Source organism: Allofrancisella frigidaquae, assembly GCF_012222825.1.
Lineage (GTDB): Bacteria > Pseudomonadota > Gammaproteobacteria > Francisellales > Francisellaceae > Francisella > Francisella frigidaquae.
The window spans coordinates 1,622,049-1,634,020 of record NZ_CP038017.1; the positions used below are offsets into that span (position 1 = coordinate 1,622,049).

An 11,972-nucleotide genomic window follows, 5' to 3' on the forward strand; every position below is an offset into this window, starting at 1 on the left:
AAACCTTATTTAAAATTCTAATAGCGCTGAAACATTGTACCCATCCAAAACATCTCTTCCACCCAAGCCTTTAAGCTCCATCACAAATATAAGAGCTGCAACTTGTGCGTGTGTTTCTTCAATCAGCTTAACGGTAGCTTTTGCAGTGCCTCCAGTAGCCAGTAAATCGTCTACAATTAATACCTTATCACTTTCTTTGAAAGCATCTTTATGAATCTCTAGACTATCACTGCCATACTCAAGATCGTAGCTAACACTATAAGTTTCCCTAGGAAGTTTACCAGGCTTTCTAACTGGTACAAATCCTACTCCTAAAACTTCTGCTAAAGCTACTCCAAATATAAATCCTCTACTTTCCGTTCCTGCTATTATAGTTGGTTTTATATTTCTTCTTTGTAACTCTTTCGCCATCTCTTGGGCTGTCACTCTTAAACCCTGGGGCTCAGCTAAAAGCGGTGTAATATCTCTAAATGTGATACCAGCTTTAGGAAAATCTGGCACAGCCATAATCTTACTTTTTATAAATTCCAAACTCATCTGAGAAAACCTTGAAGAAAATGTTAGAAAAACTAAACTTGAAGAAGAATTCTAGTTGGATCTTCAAGTAATTCTTTAATCATCTTTAAAAACTTAACTGACGTGCTACCATCAATAATTCTATGATCATAAGATAGCGCCAAATACATTATAGGACGGATTTTTATCTCTCCATTAATTACAACTGGGCGCTCTACTATATTATGCATACCCAAAATAGCGCTCTGTGGTGAATTAATGATCGGCGTAGATAACATAGAACCATAAGTACCACCGTTAGTAATAGTAAACGTGCCACCCTTCATATCATCTAAACTTAATTTACCATCACGCCCCTTAATTGCCTTATCAAGTACATCTGCCTCTAACTCTGCTAAAGATTTTGTATCGGTATCTCTTAACACAGGTACAACAAGTCCTCTATCTGTACCTACAGCAATACCTATATCAAAATAGTTATGATAAACGATTTCATCACCATCTATAGAAGCATTTACATCTGGGAATTTTTTAAGAGCTTCTGTAGCTGCTTTTATAAAGAAAGACATAAAGCCAAGTTTAGTGTCATGCTCTTTTAAAAACATATCTTTATATTTATTTCTAAGTTCCATTACAGCACTCATATCTACTTCATTAAAAGTAGTTAAAATAGCATTTGTATGTTGAACTTCAACAAGCCTATTTGCTATAGTCTGGCGTAGACGAGTCATCTTAACTCTCTTTTCAAACCTTGAACCTTGAGCAATCACTGGCTGAGAGCTATTTTGAGAACTATTTGATATAGTAGCTGCTTTTTTAACGTCTTCTGACGTAATACGTCCTTTTTTACCTGTACCTTGTATACCCGCAGCCGAATCTAAATTACTTGAGTTAAACGCTTTTCGTGCTGATGGAACCAAATGTGGAGCAGTTGTATTATTTACAGACTCAGACTTAGTTTCCTTAGACGCTACAGCTATCGAAGAAGCGCCTTCTACAATCTTAGCTATAGTTTGTGCTGATAAAACAGTATCTCCAGCACCTTTTATTATTTTAACTAATGTACCACTTACGACTGCAGGAACTTCTAAAACAACTTTATCGGTTTCAATTTCTGCCAGAATATCACCTTCTGCTACCACATCGCCCTCTTTTTTATGCCATTCAGAAACTGTACCATCAGCTACTGATTCTGGGAAAACCGGCGCTTTAACATCAACTTCTGCACCAGAAGAAACTGGAACTTGGTTTTTGGCTCCTTGAGTAGAAGATTCTTCTTTGCTAAAAATAGCCTTTCCATCTATATCTATATTAGCAAGGCTTTCTTCTGATAATACAATATCACCAGCCTGCTTTTTGATATTTTTTAAAATACCAGAGGAGGTAGCAGGAACCTCTAAAACAACTTTATCAGTTTCAATTTCAGCCACTATCTCACCTTCTTTTACGAAGTCACCTTCTTTTTTATGCCATTGCGCCAAGGTTCCATCTGCTACTGATTCTGGAAACATAGGTACTTTTAACTCTAACATTATTTACTCCTAGTAATAAATTTAAAATTTATATTTCTAAAGCTTTATTAACAATTTCTTCCTGCTGTTTTACGTACATCGCATGGTAGCCTACAGCAGGAGCTGAAGACCTTTCTCTAGCTACACACAATAGTTTTTGATCATCTCCAAGAATTCTTTCAATAAAATGCCTTACATGGTACCAAGCCCCCTTGTTTTGCGGCTCTTCTTGTAACCAAACAATTTTCTTAGCATTTTCATATTTCTTAAATATTTCTTCCAACTTCTCATTAGGAACAGGGTAAAGTTCTTCTATTCTAACTACTGCTGTATCTGCATAAACGTCTTGCTTCTTAAGCATAAGATCATAATAAACTTTACCGTTACATAAAATCAGTTTTTTAACTTCATCTGCTTTTGCTTTTTTATCATCTATTACACTTTCAAAATGTCCCTTTGAAAGCTCCTCTAAAGATGAAACAGCCATAGGATTTCTTAGTAAGCTTTTTGGAGTCATAACAATAAGAGGCTTTCTTAGAGGTCTAATAACTTGTCTTCTTAGTAAATGATAAATTTGTGCGGGAGTCGTTGGTGTACAAACCTGCATGTTACCGTTAGCACAAGAACTTAAAAATCTCTCTAACCTTGCTGAAGAATGTTCAGCACCAGCTCCTTCTTGGCCATGTGGTAAAAATAAAGTTAAACCTGATAATATACCCCACTTTTCCTCTGCTGCAACTAAAAACTGGTCTATAACTACTTGAGCAGTGTTAACAAAATCACCAAACTGAGCCTCCCAAATTACTAAGGCATCTGGACTATAACAACTATAGCCATACTCAAAACCTAATACACCATATTCAGAAAGTGTAGAGTCAATAATATCAAATCTAGCTTTTTCATTTATATGCTTAAGAGGTATATATTCTTTTACTGCTAAGCTTGTATCCATGTTTTTAACTACAGCATGGCGATGTGAGAATGTTCCTCTACCGCTATCTTCTCCAGAAATTCTGACTGTATGACCATCATTAAGCAGCGTTGCATAAGCTAAAGATTCCGCAAACCCCCAATTAACAGGAATATCACCTTTTGCCATTTTAAGCCTGTCAGAGATGGTTTTTTTAACTTGCATTTGAATATCGATCTCTTTAGGAACTTCACACATTTTATATGCCAAATTTTTAAGCACATCTTGCTCTATTGGCTTGTAAACATATTCAGTTTTTTGTTTACCTAAATAAGGAAGCCAATCGCAAACTTTTAGCTTATCTTTGACACTGTTTCTATCAAGAATATCTACAGTAGTTTTTCCTTCATCCAACTTGCTGCGATATTGGGCATTTAACCTTGATAAAAGCTCTGCATCAACAATTCCTTGACCCTGAAGTCTATCACTATAGATTTTCAAAGTTGTAGGAAGCTTCTTAATCACCTCATACATTCTTGGTTGCGTACCAGATGGCTCATCTGTCTCATTATGACCATTTCTACGATAACAAAGGATATCTATGACTACATCTTTATTAAATTTCATACGGTATTCTAGAGCGATGTTTGTAGCTCTAAGTACAGCCTCTGGATCATCACCATTCACATGAAAAATTGGCGCATCTACCATCTTAGCTATATCAGTAGAATAATTACTACTTCTGTTAACACCAAACTTACTACTTGTAGTAAAACCAACTTGGTTATTAATGACTATATGTATCGTACCACCAGTTCCATAAGCTTCCGTAAGAGAAAAACCAAAAGTTTCCATAACTACACCTTGTCCACAAAAGGCTGAATCACCATGTATAAGTATAGGTACAACTTTATTATAAACATCGCCATCAAGCTTATTTTGTATTGCTTTAGCTGCCCCTTCTACCACAGGATCAACAGCTTCAAGATGTGAAGGGTTAAATGCCAACGCTATTTTAGCTTCTTTGCCATCAATACTACGGTAGTTTGAGTAACCCATATGATACTTAACATCTCCAGATAAACTCTTTCCACTTTGTTTACCCTCAAACTCCTCAAACAACTCTTTTGGATTTTTACCAAGTATGTTGACTAAAACGTTAAGCCTACCTCTATGAGCCATACCAAGCTGTATAAATCGAGTTGAATGTCTAGCTACAGATTTTTCAATAATATGTTGTAGGGCTGGAATCATTGATTCTCCACCCTCCAATCCAAATCTCTTTTGACCTACATATCTCACAGCTAGATACTTCTCCAAACCTTCTGCTGCGACTAGTTGCTGCAATATCCATTTTTTTTCTTCTAAAGAAATCGGTATATTAGACTCTATTTGCTGTTGCAACCATTTCTTTTCTTCTTTACTGTCAATATACATATATTCGTAACCTATACTAGCTTCATATATTGACTTAAGATTACTAATTAGACTTTCTATTGATTGTTCTTTGTTTTGAGTTAAAACGCCTAAATTGATAGATTGCTGCATATCTTGAGTATCTAATCCATGGCTTTTTGGATCCAAATCAGGATCTTTATCTTTTTTCAAAAGTCCAAGAGGATCAATATTTGCAGACTTATAAGCATAAAACCTATAAGCATTAATCAAAGATTTTATTTTATATGATATTTCATTTCCACCAGTAGCTACTACACTACTAGCATTAACTTTATTTTTAGCCAAATACTTAAACTCTTCTACAATGTCTCTATGAGCTTCATCTGTTGCACTAGCTACTGAATCAAAAAAAGATAACCATTCTGGATCTATCCCATCATGATTGCCTGCAATGTAGTCATCATAAATTGACTCTAAATATTCCAAGTTACCGCCAAAGAACTGCGTTGTTTCCAGCCATTGGTTAAAATTTGGTTGGTTTTTTCTCATATACCCACCTGATCTTAGGTTTACTATTTATACACTCTTTTTTAATAAAGCTGACCTAATCTTACCTATTGCTTCTGTTGGATTTAATCCTTTTGGACACACAGAAACACAATTCATAATAGTCCTACACCTAAATAAACTAAACGGATCCTTCAAGTCTTCTAGCCTTTCATTAGTAGCTGTATCTCTAGAATCTGCTATAAATCTATAAGCTTGTAAAAGCCCTGATGGACCAATAAATTTGTCAGGATTCCACCAAAATGATGGACAAGAAGTAGTACAACACGCACACAAAATACATTCATACAGCCCATCAAGCTTAGCTCTATCCTCTGGCGATTGTAGCCTTTCTTTGGCAGGAGCCTCTTCGTCGTTTATCAAGTAAGGCTTTACTTTTTCATAATTTTTGTAGAATTGTTTCATATCTACAATCAAATCCCTAACAACAGGTAATCCAGGTAAAGGATTCACCTTAATAGGCTGCTTTAACTCTCCAACAGAGGTGATACATGCCAAACGATTCTTACCGTTGATATTCATACCATCAGAACCGCAAACTCCTTCTCTACATGATCTTCTCATAGCAAGAGTCGGATCTTGTTCTTTGATAAGCTCTAAAGCTGTTAAAACTTTTACGCCTTCGTTTTCAACTGTTACCGTATACTCATCGTAGTAAGGTTTTTTATCTGTTTCCGGATTATATCTGTAAATTTTAAATCTTACGTCCATTATATTAAATCCTTGTATTAATATTTACGTTCTGCTGGTTGAAAGGCTTTTACTTTTGTTGGAGACATGTTAACTTCACGAGAAGATGTTCTATCTTCATCCAAGAAATATAGTGTATGTTTCATCCAATTCTCATCATCTCTATCTGGATAATCAACTCTTGAGTGCGCGCCTCGAGATTCTTTTCTCTCTATAGCCAACTTAGCCGTCGCAATAGCTGTTAACATTAGGTTATCTAACTCCAATGCTTCGATTCTTGTCATATTAAATATTCTACTGTTATCTTCTAAAACAGCATCATCAAGTCTTTGTCTTAACTTAAGAAGCTTATCAAAGCCTTCTTTCATTGTAGTTTCTTGTCTAAATACCGAAAAATATTGTTGCATAGTTTGCTGTAACTCTTTTCTCAATACAGAGATTTTTTCTTTACAGCCTCTCTGTTCAGAAGTGTCCCATTTTTTAATTCTAGCTGCAGCTTGCTCAATATTTTCACAAGAAGTTTTTTTAATAGTCATTCCTGACTTTAAACTTTCTTCAGCATGCATTCCCGCAGCTCTACCAAATACAACCAAATCTAATAATGAATTACTCCCCAACCTGTTAGCTCCATGCACAGATACTGAAGCACATTCCCCAACAGCGTATAATCCCTCAATAACTTTATCTTCACCATTTTCTTGAGTAATAACTTGTCCATATTTATTAGTTGGTATACCACCCATCTGATAGTGACAAGTTGGTACAACAGGAATAGGCTTTTCAACAGGATCTACACCTGCAAAAGTTTTTGCTAACTCTCTAACTGTAGGAAGCCTTTCATCAATAACGTTTTCCCCAAGATGAGTAAGGTCCAACCATACACAACTAGAACCACTAAAAGTATCCCCACGACCTTCCATGATTTCCTGCTGAGATGCGCGCGATACAACATCCCGGCAAGCTAAATCTTTAGCATTAGGAGCATACCTTTCCATAAATCTTTCACCATCTTTATTACGTAAGATACCGCCTTCACCACGGCAACCTTCTGTAACTAACACACCAGCTCCTGCAATACCAGTAGGATGAAATTGCCAAAACTCCATATCTTGAAGAGGCAAGCCAGCTCTTAAAGCCAAGCCCATACCGTCACCTGTATTTATATAGGCATTAGTGCTAGACTCATAAATACGACCCGCCCCCCCTGTTGCAAGAATTGTTATCTTTGATTGAAGGAACACTGTTTCACCAGTTTCTATACAAAGAGCTATAACACCAGATATACTACCATCATCAGCTTTGACAAGATCCACAGCAAACCATTCTGTGTAAAAATTAGTGTTATGTTTTAAGTTACCTTGATATAAAGTATGTAAAAGGGCATGTCCTGTCCTATCAGAAGCTGCACATGTCCTTTTTGCTTGATTTGCTGGATCAAAATTTCTAGACATACCACCAAAAGCACGCTGATAAATTTTTCCATTTTCTAAGCGTGAAAACGGCATACCCATATGCTCTAATTCGATAATTGATTGAGGTGCATGTTCACACATATATTCGATAGCATCTTGATCACCAATGTAATCAGAACCTTTAACAGTATCATACATATGCCACTTCCAATCATCAGATGGAAGATCATCTTCAAACTGAATATTACCTAAAGCTGCAGCTATACCACCTTGAGCTGCCACAGTGTGAGATCTTGTTGGAAAGACTTTCGAAACAACCGCGGTCTTAAATCCTGATTGCGATAACTGAAACGCAGCCCTAAGTCCAGCGCCACCAGCACCAACAACAATCGCGTCAAATTCTTGTGTAGCTATACTCATAAAAACAACCTCTTAATAGAAAAATAAAATCGCAAATAACCAAAAAAAACAAAACACATAAATCAAAATAAAACTTAGCATAACGACCGCTGAAGCCCATGCACATTTAATATAGTCGCCACAGATAATCCAAAGACCAACCCAAGCATGTAAGAAAATTGATAAATATGCCATCAAAGTTAGAATTCTAAGAAATATTCCATCTGTAAACAAACCGTGCCAACTGTCATAATTAAGTGCTCCAGCATGAGATAAACATAAAGCTTTTATAAGTATGTAGGCAAAGTAAACAGCAATAATAACAGCTGTAACTCGCTGCACAAAAAAGTCTTTAACACCTGAAGATGTAAGCGAAATTACAGCCATAAAAAGTACCCCCAAAAAACCGCTGATAAAATACCCAAAACAATCGTTATAAATGAAGTTAACTTAGCAATCTTCATACTCTCACCGAAGCCCATATCCATAATCATATGCCTGACACCAGCATATACATGATAAGTCAAAGCCGACAAGAAAACCCAAAAAAATAAGCTAGCCCACCCTTTTGTCAAAATTGACACAGTCTGCTCATAACCATTTGGCCCCGCTAAAGAATAGTTCATTCCAACCACTGCTAATGGAATAGCCACTATAAGAATCACACCTGTTATACGGTGCAATATTGAGCTTATAGCCGTAATAGGAAAGTTATAGGATTTTATTGATATCAGATCAATATTTGTTATTTTTTTCATGCTCGATATTCCTCCGAAGCAACTTCACACTAAAACCAAAGTGAATTCACGTTCTTAACCTCTTTATAATATATTTTTGTAAGATGAAATTCAAACATTTATAAATAAAAGCCTAGAACTAATTTACACATGTCAAAAGCTTTTGATCTAGGTAGCTTTAATCCTCTAATTTAACAAGAAGCAGCTTTTACAAATAACAATTTTTATTTGCAAAAAAATACTGTTTAGCTTATTATTTCGACTATGATCATATGTTAAGTAGCATGTGTTTCTTTTTACTGTAAAACTTTATTACTTTTTAAAATAATCAACTCTTATTCGGAGGTTTTATAATAATGTCAAAGTACGCTACACTTAAATATGCTGAGAAAAATATTGAGATAGACTTGCCCGTATATTCTCCTAGTTTGGGTAATGATTGCATAGATGTTTCATCTCTAGTAAAACACGGTCTTTTCACTTATGATCCTGGCTTTATGTCAACTGCATCGTGTGAATCTAAAATCACTTATATAGACGGAGAAAAAGGTGTTCTCCTTCATAGAGGCTACCCTATACAAGAATGGACACAAAAGTCAAATTATAGAACTCTATGTTATGCTCTAATCTACGGTCAATTACCAACTAACGAGCAAAGAGAAGCTTTCAGAAGAGAAATTATAGCAAAAATGCCTGTATGTGAACATATAAAAGCAGCCGTATCTGCTATGCCAAAACATACTCACCCTATGTCTAGCCTAATTGCTGGGGTTAACGTGATTGCTGCTGAGCATGTTCACAATGGACAAAAAGAACCTCAAGAGGAGGTTGCCAAAAATATAATTGCCAAGATTGCTACTATAGCAGCTATGGCCTATAGACATAACCAAGGCAAAAAATTCCTAGAGCCAAAACCAGACTACGGTTATGCTGAAAACTTCCTATATATGATGTTCGCTGAAGATGAAAACTATAAACCAGATGAACTTCATGTTGAAGCGATGGACACAATCTTTATACTTCATGCCGACCACGAACAAAATGCTTCAACGTCAACTGTTAGATTATCAGGATCTACAGGTAACTCACCTTATGCTGCCATTATAGCAGGTATAACAGCACTCTGGGGACCAGCACATGGGGGAGCAAATGAAGCTGTTCTAAAAATGTTATCAGAAATTGGTAGCATGGATAATATCAACAAGTTTATTGAAAAAGCCAAAGATAAAGATGATCCTTTCAGATTGATGGGTTTTGGTCATAGAGTATATAAGAATACCGACCCTAGAGCTACTGCTATGAAACAAAACTGTGAGCAAATTTTAGCTAAGTTTGGCAATGGGGATAACCCACTTTTAGCTGTAGCTAAAAAGTTAGAAGAAATTGCACTACAAGATGAGTTTTTCATAGAAAGGAAACTCTTTCCAAATGTGGACTTTTATTCAGGTATCATCTTAAAAGCTATGGGAATTCCAGAAGAAATGTTCACTGCAATCTTTGCTCTTGCTAGAACCTCTGGCTGGATTTCTCAATGGATAGAAATGGTAAACGATTCAGCTCAAAAAATTGGTCGCCCAAGACAATTATACACAGGTGCAACTAGTAGGAACTTCTAGTCACTTTTCATTATTTACCTTTACATTCAATAATTTTTAAATTAGCCTATTATCAAATACAGGCTAAAATTTTGTATCTCATCCTTAATGAATAAATCCCCGACCATTTTAGAGAAATTAATTGCACCATTTAAGCAAAGTAAAATGTTTAGTATGCTAATTTTAGGCTATGCTTCTGGCCTACCTTTAATGCTTACTGCGTCATCTTTATTTCTTTGGTATAAAGATAATAATATTCAAATTAAAGATATTGGGTTTTTAACACTAATTGCAATACCGTATACTTTTAAATACTTATGGGCTCCGATTCTAGACAAAGTCAGTATTAAAGGTTTTAGTAGAAGAAAGGGGTGGATATTTATCACCCAAGTAACTTTAATCTTACTAATTGCTCTAATGAGTAGGTTTTCACCTGTTAACTACCCCTTAGTAATAGCCTTTATCGGATTTTTAATATGCCTTACATCAGCAACACAAGATATAGCCATCAACGCATACCAAACTGAAGTTCTTGACGAATCTGAGCGAGCCCTAGGAAATGCTGTTGCCGTAATGGGGTATCGTATAGGCATGTTAATTACTGGATCAATACTCTTAATTTTAGTAGATAACTTTAACCATGGTTACAGCCTTGATCAGCTATGTCTTACTCCACTTGAAGTTACTAACCTTATGAACTCTTCCCACCTTTTAGGTTCTTTAATTTTAGTTTCTAGTAACGATAACATCCTACATATTATAAATTGTGGCTGGGGTAATGCTTTACTAATCATTTTAGCTTTTTTTGCGCTCTGTCCGATATTTACTTTATTTTTAAAAGAAGATACTAAGATTATTGTACCAAGGACCTTTAAAGAAGCTTTTATTAATCCATTTATAGAATTTGTAACACGCAAAGGTATCAAACCTGCTCTCACTATATTAGCGATTCTAATAGCTTATAAACTAGCAGACGCTATAGCTTTTTCCCTAAACTCAGTTTTCTTTGTTGATTTAGGGTTTGACAAAACTACTATTGCTGTATCATATAAAGGCCTGTCTCTAGTTTTTACTATCTTGGGATTAATTTTTGGTGGTCTAGTAGCAAAAAAAATAGGTATATATAAGAGCTTTCTTTATTTTAGCATTATCATGGCATGTGCAAATTTAATGTACGTCATTTTAGCAATAGTAGGGAAAAATTATAGTCTAATGGTTGCCTCTGTGGCAGTTGAATATTTTTGTGGTGCAATGGGTACAGCTATTTTAGTAGCAATGATAATGAGCTTAGTAAACGTTAAATTCTCAGCAACCCAATTCGCTATACTTAGCTCTATTGATTCACTTGGTAGAGTACTAGTCGGACCGCTAGCTGGTTATATCCAATACTACTATAGCTGGAGTGGGCTATTTATCTTTAGCTTTATCATAGGGATAATTGTGTCGTTGGTTATCTATATATCCAAAAACCAGATAAAAGCTATGGCAAATCTTAAATAAGTATAATTTTGCTTTACTACTACACAATCCCAAGCCCAAGAAATATCCAAAGACATATTAGCAAAACTAGTATAGCATTTTGTAGCATCTAGAATTTTAATAATATAAAAAGAATTAAAAAGTTTATAGCTTTTTGTATAAAGTTATTTAGCAAACTGTTCTGAAACAAATTCCCAGTTTACTAAATTCCAGAGGGCCTCTATATATTTAGGCCTAGCGTTACGATAGTCAATATAGTACGCATGCTCCCAAACATCAAAAGTTAATAAAGGCTTTTTGTTATCTGTTAATGGGCACCCTGCGTTACTTGTTGTTACTATCTCTAGCTTCCCTGTAGAGTCTTTAACTAGCCAAGCCCAACCAGAACCAAATGTAGCTATAGCTGCTGCTGAAAAAGTTTCTTTAAATTTATCTATTGAACCAAACGTTTCCATTATAGCAGCCTTAAGTTGACTTGAAGGCTCTGTTTTTTCAGGTGAAAGACAGTTCCAATAAAACGTATGGTTATAAACTTGCGCGGCGTTATTAAATAAGCCACCATTAGCAGTTTTAATAATTTCTTCTAAGTTTTTTCCGTCATGCTCAGTTGCTTCTACTAACTTGTTTAAGTTAGTAACATAAGTTTGATGGTGCTTATCATAATGGTATTCTATAGTTTCTTTAGAGATAACTGGCTCTAACGCGTCCTTAGCATAAGGTAAAGCTGGTAATTCAAATTTCATAGTAAAACTCCCTTT

10 protein-coding genes are annotated in these 11,972 nt (G+C 35.4%); 2 read left to right on the plus strand and 8 right to left on the minus strand.

Annotated elements, in window-relative coordinates; genetic code table 11:
* Positions 1–9: 9 nt before the first annotated feature.
* Genes E3E15_RS07645 through sdhC form a run of 7 tightly spaced genes read right to left on the minus strand, consistent with a single transcriptional unit; the run spans position 10 to position 8,161 of the window.
* Entirely contained in the window at positions 10–537 is a 528-nt protein-coding gene (locus E3E15_RS07645) for an adenine phosphoribosyltransferase (protein WP_035720484.1), read from the minus strand.
* Positions 538–569: 32 nt separating this feature from the next.
* Positions 570–2,048: a 2-oxoglutarate dehydrogenase complex dihydrolipoyllysine-residue succinyltransferase gene (odhB, locus tag E3E15_RS07650; protein WP_172107180.1), complete on the minus strand. Its 1,479-nt coding sequence runs from the start codon at positions 2,046–2,048 to the stop codon at positions 570–572.
* Positions 2,049–2,076: 28 nt separating this feature from the next.
* Entirely contained in the window at positions 2,077–4,884 is a 2,808-nt protein-coding gene (locus E3E15_RS07655) for a 2-oxoglutarate dehydrogenase E1 component (RefSeq protein WP_172107181.1), read from the minus strand.
* A 27-nt stretch (positions 4,885–4,911) separates the two neighbouring features.
* On the minus strand, positions 4,912–5,613 hold the full coding sequence (locus tag E3E15_RS07660) for a succinate dehydrogenase iron-sulfur subunit (RefSeq protein WP_035720491.1): 702 nt from the start codon (positions 5,611–5,613) through the stop codon (positions 4,912–4,914).
* Between the two features lie 17 nt (positions 5,614–5,630).
* Positions 5,631–7,424 (minus strand): succinate dehydrogenase flavoprotein subunit, encoded by a 1,794-nt coding sequence (gene sdhA, locus E3E15_RS07665; protein ID WP_035720493.1) that lies wholly within the window; start codon positions 7,422–7,424, stop codon positions 5,631–5,633.
* Between the two features lie 12 nt (positions 7,425–7,436).
* Positions 7,437–7,805, minus strand: coding sequence for a succinate dehydrogenase, hydrophobic membrane anchor protein (gene sdhD, locus E3E15_RS07670; RefSeq protein WP_209451678.1), 369 nt, complete (start codon positions 7,803–7,805; stop codon positions 7,437–7,439).
* Entirely contained in the window at positions 7,781–8,161 is a 381-nt protein-coding gene (sdhC, locus tag E3E15_RS07675; RefSeq protein WP_035720497.1) for a succinate dehydrogenase, cytochrome b556 subunit, read from the minus strand. Before sdhC ends, sdhD begins: the two co-directional genes overlap by 25 nt.
* 335 nt (positions 8,162–8,496) lie before the next feature.
* On the opposite strand from sdhC, the gene E3E15_RS07680 reads away from it, so the two are divergent.
* Complete coding sequence (locus E3E15_RS07680) at positions 8,497–9,756, plus strand: citrate synthase (RefSeq protein WP_172107182.1); 1,260 nt, start codon at positions 8,497–8,499, stop codon at positions 9,754–9,756.
* 87 nt (positions 9,757–9,843) lie between these two features.
* Entirely contained in the window at positions 9,844–11,235 is a 1,392-nt protein-coding gene (locus E3E15_RS07685) for an AmpG family muropeptide MFS transporter (RefSeq protein ID WP_172107183.1), read from the plus strand.
* A gap of 143 nt (positions 11,236–11,378) precedes the next feature.
* Here the strand turns inward: E3E15_RS07685 and E3E15_RS07690 are convergent, their stop codons facing one another.
* Positions 11,379–11,957, minus strand: a complete 579-nt coding sequence (locus tag E3E15_RS07690; protein ID WP_035720503.1) for a superoxide dismutase — start codon at positions 11,955–11,957, stop codon at positions 11,379–11,381.
* Between the last annotated feature and the right edge of the window lie 15 nt (positions 11,958–11,972).